Here is a 15448-nt window from a genome sequence, read left to right as displayed (position 1 = left end):
AACACCACAGATTTCCCACACCAGGGCCCATCGCCCCACGGTGCCGGGAGCAAGGGTTACGGCGGTCATAGCGTGGGGGAAACGCCCGGTCCCATTCCGAACCCGGAAGCTAAGACCCACAGCGCCGATGGTACTGCACCCGGGAGGGTGTGGGAGAGTAGGTCACCGCCGGACAACCATTAGGAAAAAACGGTCGAGAGCCCCAACCACACGGTCGGGGCTCTCCCGCATTTAAGCTGACCATCGTGGGAGGGGAGCTGGCACCGCGATTTCGGTGGCCCTTCCGTTGCCTATTCTCACCGGAAATCATGGGGATACTAATGGTGATCTTCCGGAGCAGAACTAAGGTTTTCACAGGGTAAATCCAGAATTTCCCACTATTTCTCAACGGCATCGGGCTACGTTGGGCGAACGCATCAACGGTGATGCGCTCGTCGGACAAAGGAGTCCCTGATGCGTTCCAGATCAGACATCGTACCTGGCCGGAAAAGACCCGGAAGGACGCGCCACAGGCGCGGAGTTTCGCCGGCCAAGTGGTTAGCAGCGGCGGTCACGACCATTTTGTTTGTCTCTGCTATTTCATTCATTGGCGGGACTGCGCAGGCAGCCACCGTCACGATCGGTCCTTCCGCAGACGCGGTGGTCAAAAAGGACACGCCCAACACAAATTACGGCACCGCGATCGGTTTGAAGGCAGATAACTCCCCGGTCGAGATGTCGTTCCTCAAATTTACGGTCGCTGGCACCGTGAGCACGGTAACCGGCGCCAAGCTGCGGCTCTTCATTTCTGATCCGTCCAACCTCGGCGGCCAATTCCGGCGGGTGCAGAACACGACCTGGGCCGAAAACACCATCACCTGGTCCAACGCGCCGGCGGCCGACTCCACCGTGATCGCCTCGGTCGGCACTGCCACCATCAACACGTTTGTCGACGTTGACGTCTTTAGCGTCGTTAAGGGCGACGGCACCTATTCCTTCCGCATAGACAACACGTCCTCCGACGGTGTCATCTACGCGTCGAAGGAAGTGGCCGACACCACGCACCGGCCGCAGCTGGTCCTGACGACGAACGGAACGACCCCTCCGCCGCCTCCGCCCCCGCCGACAACACCACCTCCCGGGGCGAACCCCTGCGGCACCACGGCAACTCCGCCATCCACGTATGACCACGTGATCTGGTTCATTTTCGAGAACAAGACCTACTCGCAGGTCATTGGCAGTCCCAACGCGCCCTACATGACCCAGCTGGCGAGGCAGTGCGGTTCAGTGACCACGTGGAGTGATGCGGGCCTCGGGCTGCCTTCGCTTCCCAGCTATCTGGCTTTGACCTCCGGCAGCACCCAAGGAGTGACCACGGATTCGAACCCCAGCAACCTCCCGCCGATTACAGCAGACAATATTTTCCGGCAGGTGAGGACCCGGGGGCTGACCTACAAGAGCTACCAGGAATCCATGGGGTCGAACTGCCAGCTTGGAGGCTCGGGCCAGTACGTGGTCAGGCACAATCCCGAGGCGTACTATCAGGGCACGGGGGACCGGGCCGCTTGTGCAGTCAACAACGTCCCACTGGGTACTCCGACGTCCGGGAACCTTCAGCGCGACTTGGCCAACAACACGCTGCCGAACTTTTCCCTCATTACGCCGAACGTTTGCAACGACATGCATGACTGCAGCATTGCCACGGGTGATACGTGGCTGGCCGGCTGGCTCCCGTCGATCCTGAATAGCCCGACATATAAAGCCGGTAGGACTGCCATAGCGGTGGTGTTCGACGAAGACACCCCTATACCCAACTTCATTGTCGCTCCCTCCGTCATTCCGGGAACTACGGTGCAGGGGTCTTACAGCCATTACTCGCTTCTCCGGTCCACCGAGGAGATGCTGGGCATTGCACCTATGCTGCTGAACGCAGGCAATGCGGTCAGCCTGCGGCCGGCCTTGAACTTTTAAACCGGGCTCTGCAAAGGCAACGCCGACGTCGCCGGGCCGGGGAACATTACCCGGCCCGGCGCCGTTTGTGTGTGGGGGAGGAATACCGTTTGGCGGCCCTGATACTCAACTCTCGAAGGACACCCATGCCCCGTACAATCGTCATCACCGGAGCCAGCGACGGCATTGGTGCAGCAGCCGCACGGAACCTGGGTAAGGCAGGCGAGCGGATCGTCGTCGTCGGACGTTCGCCCGAGAAGACCGCGGCGATAGCCGCGGAACTGGGAGCTGATTACTTTGCCTGCGACTTCGCGGAGCTGGCGCAGGTGCGCGCTTTGGCCGCGGTGCTGCGGGAAAAGTACCCGCGGATCGACGTCCTGGTGAACAACGCCGGAGGGATCATGCGCGGCCACGAGCTCACCGTTGACGGCCACGAGAGGACGTTCCAGGTCAATCACCTGGCGCCGTTCCTGCTCACTACTGAGCTGCTGGATGTTCTCACAGCAAACCATGCCACCATCATCAATACCTCCAGCGCCGCCAACGGCTTCGGCCGGCTGGACCTGGCGGACCTCAATTCAGAGCGGAACTACTCGACAAACCGCGCCTACGGCACCGCGAAGCTGGCGAACATCCTGTTCACCGCGGAACTGCAGAACCGTTACGGGAAGGACGGCATCGCGGCGGCTGCCTTTCACCCCGGCGTCGTGGCCACCAACTTCGCGGCGGAGTCCACGAGCTGGTTCCGCCACGCCTACAAGTCGGTGCTGAGCCGGTTCCTGCTGTCGTCCGAGCAGGGCGCCGACACGCTCGTGTGGCTTGCCACTTCCACACCCGGACGGGACTGGGTGCCCGGAGCGTTTTACATCAAGCGTGCGCTGGCAAAGGCCAACAGTCAGGCGTACGACGCCGAGCTGGCGCGGAAATTCTGGGACCGCAGCCTGGAGCTCGTGAGGGCAGGCGAACCTGTCGAGAAGCCGTAACCCGACAACGCCTGCGGAACGCCGCGCCCACAGGGGCGAGGTTCAGCCTTCGCAAGCTACGCCGTCGTGGTCTCTGTCCAGACCGTAAATGTCCGACCCCGTGACAGTCACAGGTCCCTGTACATAGGCAGGACCGTTCCCGCTTCCGCCCGCACAGTCAACATCCGACGCGATCGGCACGCAGGCGCCGGAGTAGTTCGGGTCGCAGTTGGAGGGAGCGGCGGCAGGCGGTGCGGCCGGTGCAACGAGGGCCTGCTGGGCCGCCTGATCCGCTGCAGCTTGAGCTGCAGCGGCGTCCTGGGCTGCTTTGGCTTCTGCCGCACGCTGCGCTGCCTGAGCAGCTGCCGCCGCTTCCGCGGCCTTCTTGGCGGCAGCCTGCTTAGCCGCGAGTTTCGCGGCCTTCTCCGCTGCTGCCTTCGCTGCCGCTTTTTCCGCGGCTGCCTTGTCGGCGGCAGCTTTATCCGCTGCCGCCTTGGCGGCGACATGGGCAGCACGCTTGTCCGATATCGCCTTGGACTCAGAGGCCTCGAGCCACACCAGGCGGCCTGCGGCATCCTTAGTACAGATGAAGGTGCCGGCATCCTGGGACGTCTGCTGTTCCTCCGTGCCGCAAGGCGTCGACGCAATTGCGCTGGGTGAATGAGTGGCGTCCGCTGACGCAGTGGCGTTGTCGGTCGCAATCACACTGCTGCTGGTTGCCTGGCTGTTTCCGCATGCTGTGAGTGCCAGCAAGAGAAGACTTAGTGCTGCAAGCCCCCGGCACACCTGCGGCTGGTTCGTGTTCATTATTCCCCCTAGTTTCGACAGCAGGTCTCTGCCTAACCATCTCTTCACCTGATTGACGAAACCTTGAGGTGTCCGCGTGAGGTCCCCCCAGCAAGGGCCCCGAGGAAGGGTGGGGTTTTGGCCCGCCGAAAGTGAGAGAGCGTGGGTCGAAACGCCGCCGAAAGTGAGAGAGCGTGGGTCGAAACACTGCGGAAAGTGAGAGAGCGTGGGTCGAAACGCTGCGGGAGCTGAGAGAGCGTTTCGGGCGGGTCAGCGGCGCAGGCGAAGGCCCTCGAGCGCCTCGAGCGCGGCGGCTGACCGAGTGATGGCCTGCTCGAGGCCGCCCTCGGATTCGGGCACCGAGAACAGGTACCCCTGCAGGGCGTCACACTGAAGGTCGGTCAGGAAGGCCGCCTGCGCGGCGGTTTCGATGCCCTCCGCGGTGACACTGAGCCCCAGGCTGTGAGCCATGTTGATCATGGAGCTGAGGATCGGCAGCTTCTCCGCCCCGGTACGGACCATGGAGACAAAGGACTGGTCGATCTTCACCGCGTCCACCGGGAGGTCCTGAAGCCGGCCCAGCGACGAGTAGCCGGTCCCGAAATCATCGAGCGCAACCCGCACACCGGCGCTGCGCAGGCTCGCGAGCTGGCTGATCACGTGGTCGTCGGCATCGAAAAACACGCTCTCCGTCACCTCCAGCACCAGCTGCCGGGGATCCATACCGTGCTGCTCGGCCATGCCCAGCACACTGTCGGCGAAGTCGCAGTCCCGCAGCTGCACGCCGGACACGTTCACCGCGAGGGAGCGCTCGGCGCTGCCGGAGAGCCAGGGGCCCAGCTGGATGAAACTTTCCTTCATCATCTGCAGACCGACGGCGGAGATCAGCCCGCTGCGCTCCGCCGTCGGAATGAACTGCGACGGCGGGACATTCCTGCCGTCGCGCTCCCACCGTGCCAGCGCCTCGAACTGGATCACCTCACCCAGCCGCGGCGAGACGACCGGCTGGTAGCTCACGCTGATCTCGCCGTTGTCGACGGCAAGCCGCAGGCCCGCCTCCATGTCCGTCCGCTGCACCAGGGCCGTCATCATCTCCGGCTTGAACCGCATGAACCGGTTCTTGCCGGCGGCTTTGGCCGCATACATCGCCACGTCGGCGCGGCGCAGCAGCTCCGACGCGGCCACCGCGTCCTCGCTGAGCGAGGCGATCCCCAGGCTCAGGCTGGGCCGCAGCATGGAACCTTCGATCCGCACGGGAACGTTGAGTGACTGCACGATCCGCTCCGCGACGGACTCGGCATCCGTGGACCCGGTCAGGAGCACGACAAACTCGTCGCCGCCCAGCCGGGCCACCGTGTCGTCGGGCCGCACGCACGCCCGCAGCCGGCGGGCCACCTCCACCAGCATCTGGTCCCCGGCAGCGTGGCCAAGGATGTCGTTGACCTCCTTGAAGTCGTCAAGGTCCAGGAGCAGGACGTCGACGGCGGCACTGTAGCTGCCGTGCAGCGCTTCGGACAGCTGGTCATGGAACAGCTTGCGGTTCGCCAGCCCCGTCAGCGGGTCCTGGAACGCCATGGCCTTGAGCTGCGCGGCCTGCTCGGCGAGGTCCGCCATTGCCTGCCGGGCCTGTTCCTGGGCGCGGCGCCGCGGTGTCACGTCCCGGAAGCTCCAGACCCTGCCCACCACCACGCTGCCCACCCGCTGCGGCCGTGAGTACCGTTCGAAGGTGCGGCCGTCGAGGAACTCCAGGGTGTCGTGGCTTTCCGCGGTGGGGTGCGCGTACAGCTCATTGACCTTGTCCACGAAGCTTTCCGGGTGCGAGAGCAGGCCAAGCACGTAATCCATCACAGCGGCGTCATCGCCCGTGGCCATCAGTTCCCGGGGGATACCCCACATCTTGGTGAACTGCTCGTTGATGCCGGCGATCTTGCCGTCGATGCCCACCACGAGGATGCCGTCGGCCGTGGACTCCAGGGTGGCGCTGAGCAGCGACATCGCTTCCCGCAGTTCGGCGTCGGCCTCCTGCCGGTGAAACGTGGGCCGGACAGATGCGACCATCGATGGGCCGCCCTCGGCCTCCAACAGGGAGCAGGCCACCTCGCCGTGGAACTCGGTGCCGTCGCTGCGCAGGCCGTAGGACTCGAAAGGTGTCTGGACGTCGGCACTGTCACCGGTCTCGCTGCGCAGGCTGGCGAAGAGCCGGTCGAAGCCGCTGCGGTAGCCTTCGGCGAGGAGCATCCGGTGATCTTCGCCGACTAGCCGTTGCCTGGCGTAGCCGAAGAGATGTTCCGCTGCGGAATTCACCTGCGTGATAACGCCGTCGCCGCCGATTACCAGGACCGCGTCCGGCAGCGCGTCGAACAGGGCAGAGTAGGCGTCTGCCGGATCCGCCTCAGGGCGCGGGAAAGCCGCCGTCATGCGACCGTTGCGTGAGACCGCGAGAAACTCATTGAGCGTCCACCCCCTCAGCAAGATCGTACCGCTGATCGAGCTTGCGGAGATCAAGGTCCTTGGTTTCGGACGCCGCTGATCGAGCTTGTCGAGACCGAAGGCTCAACGAGCGGGGATGCGCTCCACCGCCGGCGCCGCCTGGGTGCCGAGGCCGCGGACGGTCCAGCCTTCGGCCTGCCACGCCGCGGCGTCCAGCACGTTCCGTGCGTCCAGCACCGCCCGGCGTCGTACCAGCTGCCCGACGGCGGCCGGCGACAGTGCACGGTACTCGGCCCATTCGGTCAGCAGCAGCACCAGCTCGGCGTCCTCCAGCGCACGGGTGGCGGAGGCCTCGAACCGCAGCTGCGGGTAGCGCATCCACGAGTTGTTGATGGCCTTGGGATCCGTCACCGTGACGTGCGCCCCTGCCGAGGCCAGCCGGACCGCGACGTCGAGGGCGGGGGAGTCGCGGATGTCGTCCGTGTCCGGCTTGAACGCCGCGCCCAGCACGGTCACGGTCCGGCCGGCGATCGAGCCGCCGCAGAGTTCCCGGGCCACCTCCGCGGTCCGGGCGCGCTGACCGAGGTTGATGGCGTCCACCACGCCCATCCAGTCATCGACGGACCGCACCTCCAGCGCCTGCGCCTGGGCCCGGAAGCTGCGGATGTCCTTGGGCAGGCAGCCGCCGCCAAAACCCAGCCCGGCGTGCAAATACCGGTTGCCGATGCGCGGATCCATTCCCATCGCCTCGCTCAGCTCGGTGACGTCGGCCCCGGCAGCGTCGCACAGCTCTGACATCGCGTTGATGAAGCTGACCTTCGTCGCCAGGTAGGCGTTCGACGCCGATTTGATCAGTTCCGCCGTCGCGAAGTTGCACACGAGCCGCGGGATGCCGGCGCGCAGCAGCGGCTCATACACCGCGTCCAGCACGGCGGTCACGCCGCGGGCAGCTCCCCGTGTGCCGTCGCTGCGGCGTCCGAATGCAACCTCCTTGCCGCCGGGCACCCCGTACACCAGCCGGTCCGGCACGAGCGTGTCCTTCACCGCCGTGCCCTGCCGCAGGAACTCCGGGTTCCAGCCCAGCAGCACGTCCGGCCGCGCCGAAAGCATGCGTCCCAGCTTGTCCACGGTGCCCACGGGCACCGTGGATTTGCCGACGACGGCGGCACCCCGGCCCAGGTGCGGAAGGAGACTTTTGGTGGCGGAGACGAGGTAACTGAGGTCGGCGCCGTCAGACGTCTTGGACTGCGGCGTCCCCACACACAGGAAATGCATCTGAGCCCCGGCAGCGTCAGCGAAGTCCGTGGAGAAGCTGAGGCGCCCGGTGGCGCGGCCGTCGCGCAGGAGCTCGTCCAGGCCGGGTTCGAAGAAGGGGGCCCGGCCGCTGGCCAGCTGCTCGGCGCGTGCGGGGTCGACGTCGATCCCCACTACGGTGTGGCCCATCGACGCGAGGGTGGCCGCATGCACGGCACCAAGGTAGCCGCAGCCGATCACGGAAATCTTCACAGGGTGGCTCCTTGCGTGGTTTTGGTTTCTACGGGCTCAACCCGAGGTTCCCCGGTTGATGTTGGGCCCACGCCGACAGGGTTCCCTGGCCGAGCTTGCGAGGTTAGGGCGTCGGTGCAGAGCGGGGTGCCGGCAATGACGTCCTTGTAATGGCGCACCAGCTCAGCGGACAGGGCAGGCCACGTCCGGCCCTGGACCGAGGCGTAAGCCGCCGCGGCGAACGCGCGGCGCTTGGCGTCGTCGCCCATCAGGTCCATCACATGCCGCCGCAGGCCGGCCAGGTCACCGGGCTCGTAGAGCCAGCCGGTGCGGGAATTCTCCACCAGGTCCAGGGGCCCGCCGCGGCCGGTGGCCACCACCGGAACGCCGGATGCCATGGCCTCCTGGATGGTCTGGCAGAAGGTCTCAAATTCGCCGGGGTGGACAAACAGATCGAAGGACGCCACGGCCCTGGCCAGCTCCTCGCCGCCGAGGAACCCGGTGAACACGGCATTGGGCAGGGCCTCCTCCAGCGCTGCCCGCTGCGGCCCGTCACCCACAATCACCAGGCGGGTGCCGGGAACGTCTGCCAGCACGGCGAGGTCCTCCACCTGCTTCTCTACGGCCAGCCGGCCGACGTAGCCAATGATCCGCTCACCGCCCGGCGCCACGGATGCCCGCCACGCGTCGTCGCACTTTTCCGGTGCAAAACGCGCGGTATCCACACCGCGCCGCCACATGCCCACCCGCAGAATCCCGCGGCCGCGCAACTGGTTCAGCGCGAAAGTGGACGGCACCAGCGTCCGGGACGCCAGGAGATGAATGTTTTCCACCCGGTTCCAGGCCCAGTTCTCCAGGAACGGCACCCCGTACCGGGCGGCGTAGCTGGGAACCTCGGTCTGGTAGATGGCCACCGTGGGGATCCCCAGCTGATGCGCGGCCTGCGCCGCCCGCCAGCCGAGCACGAACGGCGACGCCAGGTGGACCACGTCCGGTGCGTAGTCGGCAAGGATTCTCTTGACCCGGTACACACCTCCCAGCGCCACGCGCACGTTCGTGTAACCCGCCAGCGGCACGGAGGGCAGCCGGTGCACAAACGCGCCGTGCACAACGTCCAGAACATCAGCGTCCGACGTCGACGGCGCAATCACCAGCACCTCATCGCCCCGCTCCTGCAGATGCTCAAGCACTCGCAGAATGGAGTGCGTAACTCCGTTCATCAGCGGCAGGAATGATTCGGCAACGATAGCGATCCTCACCCCTCAACGGTGTTCCCGCCGTCTAACAGTGCGGGGGAGCAGGCGTAACCGGAAAGGGAAGGTTGGGTTAACAGGCGGGGGCTACAGTTCCCCATGTCGGAGGACGTCCGGCAGTTCGTCCACGAAGACGGTCTGCGGCGGTTCGAAGTAGATGACCAGCACTTCGTCACCCACCGTGAAGACACTGACCTTGTCGAACGGGTAGGCATGGAAGGCGCTGGTGCCGCCGCGGTAGGCGAGCATAACCTCGCCGACTGTTCCCGGGCCAACCTGGCCGCTCACCCTGCCGATCTTTCCCGTCAGGCTCCGGTCAACGTTCCTGTGCACCATGTCCCTCGGCTTTCCTGGGCTTCCGGGCCTAGGCGCTGGGCTGCTTCGGCGGCTGCTTGGCATGGTTCTGCCCGTTTTTGAGAGCAGTGGACAGGCGGGGCAGGAACGAGCCGGCCTGGGTGATGATCCCGCCCACCATGCTGTTGAGGCCGTCGGCGCCGTTGAGGACGGTCAGCTGGTCCACGTGCCCAAACGGTTCGGCGGCCGCCGCCACGATGGACGGCATGTTCTCCGCCAGCTGCTGCGAAATAACGGCGTCCTGGTTGCTTTCCAGTGCCTCGCCGCGGGCCTTGATGCCCTCCGCCTCGGCCAGCGCCTTCGCCTTGATGGCGGAGGCCGCGGCATCGCCGCGCGCCTTCGTGGCTGCCGCCTCGGCCTCGCCCGTCACCCGGGTGGCTCCGGCAATCGCTGCCGCCGCGCTGGCATTGGCCTGCGCCTCCACCTCCACGCGGCGGGCGTTGGCCTGGGCCTCGAGTTCCGTCCGCTTGGCCCGAGCTTCGGCCGCGCTGATGTCGGCTGCCTTCTGGGCCTCCGCCTCGGTCCGCTGTGCGTAGGCCTTGGCGTCGGCGGGCTTGCGGATGGTGGTCTGCAGCTTCTGTTCCTCGCGGTCTGCCTCGAGCTTGGCCACCTCGGTTTCCTGGACCACCACCTGCTGGCGGGCGGTGGCATCGGCCAGCGGGCCCGCCTGCGCCGCATTGGCCCTCGCTCTTTCCGCATTGGCCTGTGCCGCGGACTGCTTGATGGCGGAGACGCTCTGCGCATCGGCGATCTGAGCGGCGGCCTCGGCTTCCCGCTCCGCGGCCTCGCGGTTCCGGGTGGCCTCGGCGATGCGGGCTTCCATCTTGACCTGGGCGATGTGCGGTTTGGCGATGTTCTGGATATAGCCGGTGGGGTCCTGGAGGTCCTTGATCTGCAGCGAATCAACCACCAGGCCGAGCTTCTCCATCTCCACGCCGCTCGCGCCGCGCACCTGCGACGCCAGCTTGTCGCGCTCGCGGATAATTTCCTCCACGGTCATGCTGCCGATAATGGAACGCAGGTGGCCCTCGAAGACGTTGTACACCTGGCTTTCCATTTTCGGCTGCTGCCCAAGAAACCTTCGGGCGGCATTGGCGATAAAGGCGGGCGCATCCCCGATCTTGTAAATGACGACGCCTTCCACCACAACCTGGATGCCCTGGGACGTAACGCAGGAGACCTTCAGTTCCGTCTCGTTCAGCGTGAGGGACAGCGTCCGGACGGTCTGCAGGCCGGGAACCACGAGTGCGCCCTTGCCGGTGACGATCTTGAAGTCCATCCCGTCGGTGCTTTCCAGCGTGCCCCGCGTCAAACCGGAGATGATGAGGGACTCGTTCGGTTCGGCCACCTTCCACATCAGCTTGACGGCCAGCCAGATAACCAGAATGCCCAGCAGCACCGAGACAACAATGACAATCAGGGGCAGGATGGCTGCCAGGTTCTCCATGGCGGTGTCCTCTCAGTGCAATCGGAAAGCACGGGAACTGCGGTGCCGGAAATCCCTCAAGGCGCCGGATTGCCAGCTGTAATAGACAGTGTGGTGGTGCGCCGGGGCTTAGTCCAGCAATTCCGTCCGCTTAAGATAGCGGGCTCTCAAAGCCGTCCGAGCTGGGTCCAGGCTCTGGCCGGTTGCCGGCGCCGGCTGTAGCGTCGGTGGTGACTGCCGGACCGACGTGAGGAGCACGCGTGGCACTGACCAAGGGCACCGAAGTGGAATGGAACACGCCGCAGGGAAAGACCCACGGCAGGATCGTGGAAAAGAAAACCAGCGACTTTGAGCTCGACGGCCATACGCACAAGGCCACCGACGACGAACCCCAGTACGTGGTGGAGTCCGCCAAGACGGGGGCGAGGGCCGCACACAAGGCAGTCGCGCTGACCGAGAAGCAGGGGTAGCCGCCGGGCACCTGACCACAGACAAACGGCCGGTCCGCGCTTAAGCGGGCCGGCCGTCGTCGTACCTTGACTCTTTTAGTTGTTGACGCCGCTACGTGTTTTGGACGTGGTCTTTGGCGTCGGTGGCGGTTGTTTTGACGTCTTGGGCGGCGGTTTGGCCTTCGTCTTTGACGTGTTGGGCGGCGTCGGTGGCGGTGGCCTTGACGTTTTCCATGGCTTCCTGGGCGGGTTCCTTCCAGCCCTGGGCCATGTCCTTGGCGGCTTCGGTGAGTTGGGTGGTGACGGGTTCTGCCGCGGTTTTCAGGGCGTCGGCGGCTTCGCGTTCCTTCTCGCTCGGGGGGATGAGGGAGGAGACGAGGAGCCCGGCGCCGAAGGCGATGAGGCCGGCGGCGAGGGGGTTGCCCTGGGTTTTGGCGGCGACCTGGTGGGGTGCGTCGGCGATTTTTTCGCCGGCGTCGTGGAGGGCGTTGCCGGCGGCGTCGGTGGCCTGGTGCATGCCGCTGGTGGTGGAGTGGGCTGCGTGGTGGAGGTTGCCGGTGTGGGTGTGGTCGGGGGTGCCCATGACTTTCTCCTTGGCTCCGAAGACGGCGTCCCGGACTTTGCTGGTCTGGCGGTGGACGATGTTGGAGGGGGTGACTTTGTCGGCGACCGCGTCCACGTTGGTGCCGAGGCGGGCGCGGGTGGCTTCGATGTCGGCGCGGATGGCGTCCGGGTTCTCACTCATCGGTGGTCTCCGTTCGGTTTGAGGGTGGGCGGGATTTCCTTGGCGGTTTCGACGGTCTGGGGCAGGCCTTTGATGGATTTGAGTTCCTTGCGGCCTACGGAGGCCAGGATCGCGGCGATGATGCCCCAGATGACGGCGACGACGACGGCGGACCAGCCCAGGCCCATCAGCTCGCCCAGGGCGTACCAGAGGGCGATGGAGAGGAACAGGAGCACGAAGTGCCCGGCGATGCCGGCGCCGGCGAGCATGCCGCCGCCTTTGCCGGCGCGGGTGCCGGATTGTTTGAGTTCGGCTTTGGCGAGTTCGATTTCCTGCCGGATCAGGGTGGACAGGTCCCGGGTGACCTCGCCGAGGAGGTCACCGAGGGACGTGGTCTCGGCCTTCACGTGCGCGGCGGTCTGCGGGGTATCAGGTATCTGGCTGCTCACAGGGGACGACCCCCACCCTCGGTATCGTCGGTATCCCGGCGTCTCGGCTCGCCATATCCGGGTTCGCCGGGGCCGGGCTCACCGACTCCCGGTTCGCCGACGCCCTGGTCCCCGTAGGCGGGTTGACCGGTCGCCGGTTCGCCGTAGGCGGGCTGTTCCCCGTAAGCGGGTTCGCCATAGGCGGGTTGACCGGTGGCCGGTTCACCGTAGGCGGGCTGTTCGCCGTAAGTCTCTTGGCCGTAGGCGGGTTGGCCGGTGGCCGGTTCGCCGTAGCCGGGCTGTTCCCCGTAGGTCTGTTCGCCATAGGCCGGTTGACCGGTGGCCTGCTCTCCATAAGTTGTCTCGCCGTAGGCCGGCTGGGTGTAGGCGGGCTCGCCGAGCTCGGCGCGGTCATAGAGCGGTGCGCCGGCCCCGGCGTCCAGGCTGCCCTCAGTGACCGGCGGCTGAACGGGGTATGGCGGAACGGTGCCGCCGGTGGACCCGACGCCGGTGGAGGTCCGGGTCTCGGGGGCTCCGGCCTGCAGACTGCGGCCCAGCCGTCCGGCCAGGAGGCCGGCGCCTGCCGCGAGAAGCAGGAAGGTCCCGGGACGCTGGCGGGCGAAGGACTTGACCTCGTTCAGGAGCGAGCCCGGGTCGCGGTTGTCCAGCCATGATGCTACGGATTCAGAGCGGTCGGCGGCCTGGCGGACCAGGTCCGCGGCCACGCCCTGCTGGTCCGGTGCATTGGCCATGGTGCGCAGCTGCGAAGAGATGTTGCGGATGCCTTCGGCGGCCTTGGCCTGCTGGGTGCCAGCCTGGCTGGTCAGGTCCGACTTCGCCTGGTGCAGCAGGTCCCTGGCGCTGTTCTTGGCTTCGTACGCGACGTTCTTCGCCTCGGTCCTGGCCGTCTCGGCCACGTTCCGGGCGGCACCTTTCGCCTCGCCGGCGACGTTCGCGGCCTCTTCCTTGGCCACATCCTTCTTTGAGGACGCATCATCCTGGTAGCCGGCGGCGCCGTAACCGGTGGTGCCCGCTCCAGTTGCGCCGTATCCGGTGGTGCCGGCGCCGTAACCCAAATTCTGTGTGGCCGGGGGAGTGGTGAGGTTTTCGTCCTGCGGCCATTGGTTCTCAGTCATCTTCGCTCTCTCTTTCCGAAAGGGGCAGCTGCTGTACAGGAACCAGCGTTGCTGGCATGCAATGGTAAGCATGTTTACTAATAAATAGTAAGCAACCTTGTCATTTTTTCCCACCCCTACCGGCGGGTCGCAAGAAAAAAGCTAAGTAGGCTTGCCAATCTGATAGTAAGCATGCTTAGGGTATAGATGTGAGGTCGAGTTATCGGCCTCCACCGCGACGGCGGATTGCCCGGCAGAGGGCGGCGGTTGCCGCTCCCCGGGAGCGACAGAACCAAACTGGCGCTGCACCGTCGTCGGCCTAAGCGTGAACAGCCAATGTGAACACGAAGTCAAACTCCAAGGAGGCAGCATGCTCACCAAGGAACACATCGACGACCTGCTAAACAAGAACGGAAACATTGTCTCCGCAGACGGAGACAAGATCGGCTCCCTCGGCCAGGTTTATGCGGATGATGACAACGGACAGCCCACCTGGGTGACGGCCCGCACCGGCCTTTTTGGCACCTCGGAGTCCTTCATCCCCCTGGAGGGAGCACGGCTCGAGGGACGCGACATCGTTGTCCCATACAGCAAGGACCAGGTCAAGGATGCTCCGCGCGTTGACGCTGAAGGCCACCTTGACCCCTCAGAAGAGGACCGGCTTTACGCGCACTACCAGCTGAACGGAACGGTGACATACACCCAGGCGGCGAAGGGGGACCGGGCTGACTCCGGCCGAACGGGCGATCAGTCCGCCGCGGGCCTTTCAGCCACCGAGCGGGATGCGGGGTTCGCTGCCGCAGGGACCGGCGGAACCTACAGCGCGGCGGACGGCAGCGCCGATCGCGACACGTCCGGACTGGCTGACCGCGACGCGATGACCCGTTCTGAGGAACGCGTGAATGTTGGCACGGAAAGGCAGGCCGCCGGCCGGGCACGTCTGCGCAAGTACGTGGTGACCGAAAACGTCACCCGGACAGTTCCGGTTCAGCGCGAGGAAGTGCGGCTGGAGCGCGAACCGATCACCGGGGGAAACCGGGGTGAGGCGCTGAGCGGTCCGGATATCAGCGAGGCGGAACACGAAGTGGTTCTTCACGAGGAACGCCCCGTGGTGGATAAGGAAGCCGTGCCGGTCGAGCGGGTCAGGCTGGACACGGAAACCGTTACTGACGAGGTGACGGTGGACGAGCAGGTCCGCAAGGAGCGCATTGAGGCCGACGGCGTAGACGACAGCCGCCGCTGACTTGCCTGACACCGGGGCCGGGTTTTCCGGTCCCGGTGTTTCCGGCATTTTGGGCTGGCGGTGTTGCCAGCACGGGCTCAAGGGAAAGAAGGTCTAAACCGATGGTCCCGAACCCTGACGCGGAGCAGTGGGGACCTCACCAGCTGCTGTCCATGGCCGCCAGGCTCGTCCAGCGCAGGCAGGACCAGGCACTGGCTGAACTCGGCCTCACGCACGCCGCAGTCATTGCGCTGCAGGGCCTTCTCGACGGTCCGCTGAACCAGGAAGAGCTGGCCGCCGATATCAAGGTCCGCAGCCAGTCCATTGGCCGGGTTTTGGCCCGGCTCGAGGGGGCGGGACTTGTGGCCCGCGAGTCGAGTTCATTGGACCGCCGGCACAACGAGGTATCCATAACGGAAGCCGGCCGCCAGGCACTCGAGGCGGCGCGGAAAGCTGAGCAGGATGCACTGCCCCCCGACGTGGTCGAGGGGACTGCCCTGGGCCGCGAGCTGGCGCGTGTCATCAGCTACTTTCCAGGCCGCGCCAAGCCCGGCGCGGCCAAGAACCAGAATTCGGCCGCCGTTGCCGGCGAGGCAGCCCCGGATGGCACCTCCGAATCGGGCTCTCCCGTGGCCAATGTGCCTCCAACAGGCGTGCCGGCAGAAGGCGACCAGTCCACAAAGGCGGACACGGCCGCAGGGCCTGCCTGGCGGGGATCAGTGGCCGAAGAAGATGGGGTCGAAGCCGATACGGTTGGCGGGCAGGAGGCTATGCCGGCGCCGAACGACCGCACCGCAACACGGCAAAAGCCTGCCGGGAAGGGCGACGCCGATCCTGGATAGGTGAATCGCCTCGGACGGCCGGATTGATTATTGAGGATAGTGT

Annotated in this window: 14 protein-coding genes and 1 rRNA gene; 6 read left to right on the top strand and 9 right to left on the bottom strand. The window is 65.8% G+C overall.

Annotated features, from left to right (window positions below; all coding sequences use genetic code 11):
- Nucleotides 1–57: 57 nt before the first annotated feature.
- The 3 genes from rrf (at nucleotide 58) to R5O87_RS07630 (ending at nucleotide 2912) form a co-directional block, all read left to right on the top strand.
- Nucleotides 58–174: ribosomal RNA gene (rrf, locus tag R5O87_RS07640) — 5S ribosomal RNA — on the top strand.
- A gap of 279 nt (nucleotides 175–453) precedes the next feature.
- On the top strand, nucleotides 454–1950 hold the full coding sequence (locus R5O87_RS07635; protein WP_410558506.1) for a CBM96 family carbohydrate-binding protein: 1497 nt from the start codon (nucleotides 454–456) through the stop codon (nucleotides 1948–1950).
- Nucleotides 1951–2075: 125 nt separating this feature from the next.
- Nucleotides 2076–2912, top strand: coding sequence for an SDR family NAD(P)-dependent oxidoreductase (locus tag R5O87_RS07630; protein ID WP_410558507.1), 837 nt, complete (start codon nucleotides 2076–2078; stop codon nucleotides 2910–2912).
- A gap of 42 nt (nucleotides 2913–2954) precedes the next feature.
- Here R5O87_RS07630 and R5O87_RS07625 read toward each other — a convergent pair whose 3' ends face one another.
- The 6 genes from R5O87_RS07625 to R5O87_RS07600 all read right to left on the bottom strand — a co-directional run bounded on the left by R5O87_RS07625 (nucleotide 2955) and on the right by R5O87_RS07600 (nucleotide 10646).
- The gene (locus R5O87_RS07625) at nucleotides 2955–3698 is read right to left on the bottom strand and encodes a hypothetical protein (RefSeq protein ID WP_462836409.1); all 744 of its coding nucleotides are present in this window, start codon (nucleotides 3696–3698) and stop codon (nucleotides 2955–2957) included.
- 249 nt (nucleotides 3699–3947) lie between these two features.
- The gene (locus R5O87_RS07620) at nucleotides 3948–6095 is read right to left on the bottom strand and encodes a putative bifunctional diguanylate cyclase/phosphodiesterase (protein ID WP_410558509.1); all 2148 of its coding nucleotides are present in this window, start codon (nucleotides 6093–6095) and stop codon (nucleotides 3948–3950) included.
- Between the two features lie 135 nt (nucleotides 6096–6230).
- Nucleotides 6231–7613: a UDP-glucose dehydrogenase family protein gene (locus R5O87_RS07615; RefSeq protein ID WP_410558510.1), complete on the bottom strand. Its 1383-nt coding sequence runs from the start codon at nucleotides 7611–7613 to the stop codon at nucleotides 6231–6233.
- On the bottom strand, nucleotides 7610–8851 hold the full coding sequence (locus R5O87_RS07610) for a glycosyltransferase family 4 protein (protein WP_410558511.1): 1242 nt from the start codon (nucleotides 8849–8851) through the stop codon (nucleotides 7610–7612). Before R5O87_RS07610 ends, R5O87_RS07615 begins: the two co-directional genes overlap by 4 nt.
- 81 nt (nucleotides 8852–8932) lie before the next feature.
- Nucleotides 8933–9178 (bottom strand): hypothetical protein, encoded by a 246-nt coding sequence (locus R5O87_RS07605; protein WP_410558515.1) that lies wholly within the window; start codon nucleotides 9176–9178, stop codon nucleotides 8933–8935.
- Nucleotides 9179–9209: 31 nt separating this feature from the next.
- Nucleotides 9210–10646 (bottom strand): flotillin family protein, encoded by a 1437-nt coding sequence (locus tag R5O87_RS07600; protein WP_410558513.1) that lies wholly within the window; start codon nucleotides 10644–10646, stop codon nucleotides 9210–9212.
- 239 nt (nucleotides 10647–10885) lie between these two features.
- Here R5O87_RS07600 and R5O87_RS07595 point away from each other — a divergent pair, with 239 nt between their 5' ends.
- A complete protein-coding gene (locus R5O87_RS07595; protein ID WP_410558514.1) occupies nucleotides 10886–11095 on the top strand; it encodes a hypervirulence associated TUDOR domain-containing protein in 210 nt (69 codons plus the stop codon).
- A 91-nt stretch (nucleotides 11096–11186) separates the two neighbouring features.
- Here R5O87_RS07595 and R5O87_RS07590 read toward each other — a convergent pair whose 3' ends face one another.
- Genes R5O87_RS07590 through R5O87_RS07580 form a run of 3 tightly spaced genes read right to left on the bottom strand, consistent with a single transcriptional unit; the run spans nucleotide 11187 to nucleotide 13362 of the window.
- A complete protein-coding gene (locus R5O87_RS07590) occupies nucleotides 11187–11819 on the bottom strand; it encodes a DUF3618 domain-containing protein (RefSeq protein WP_462836408.1) in 633 nt (210 codons plus the stop codon).
- Nucleotides 11816–12247 carry a phage holin family protein gene (locus R5O87_RS07585; RefSeq protein WP_462836407.1) on the bottom strand — a complete coding sequence of 144 codons (432 nt, stop codon included), beginning with the start codon at nucleotides 12245–12247 and terminating at the stop codon, nucleotides 11816–11818. The genes R5O87_RS07590 and R5O87_RS07585 overlap by 4 nt, the downstream gene beginning before the upstream one ends.
- Nucleotides 12244–13362, bottom strand: a complete 1119-nt coding sequence (locus tag R5O87_RS07580; RefSeq protein ID WP_410558347.1) for a hypothetical protein — start codon at nucleotides 13360–13362, stop codon at nucleotides 12244–12246. Before R5O87_RS07580 ends, R5O87_RS07585 begins: the two co-directional genes overlap by 4 nt.
- Before the next feature lie 349 nt (nucleotides 13363–13711).
- On the opposite strand from R5O87_RS07580, the gene R5O87_RS07575 reads away from it, so the two are divergent.
- Together R5O87_RS07575 and R5O87_RS07570 are read left to right on the top strand one after the other, a co-directional pair.
- Nucleotides 13712–14584 (top strand): DUF2382 domain-containing protein, encoded by an 873-nt coding sequence (locus tag R5O87_RS07575; protein ID WP_410558348.1) that lies wholly within the window; start codon nucleotides 13712–13714, stop codon nucleotides 14582–14584.
- A gap of 101 nt (nucleotides 14585–14685) precedes the next feature.
- Complete coding sequence (locus tag R5O87_RS07570) at nucleotides 14686–15405, top strand: MarR family winged helix-turn-helix transcriptional regulator (RefSeq protein ID WP_410558349.1); 720 nt, start codon at nucleotides 14686–14688, stop codon at nucleotides 15403–15405.
- Nucleotides 15406–15448: the final 43 nt, after the last annotated feature.

Source organism: Arthrobacter globiformis (assembly GCF_046536215.2).
Taxonomy (GTDB): Bacteria; Actinomycetota; Actinomycetes; order Actinomycetales; family Micrococcaceae; genus Arthrobacter; species Arthrobacter globiformis_E.
The sequence above is the reverse complement of the archived record's forward strand: the minus strand, read 5'-3'. Positions and strand labels throughout refer to the sequence as shown.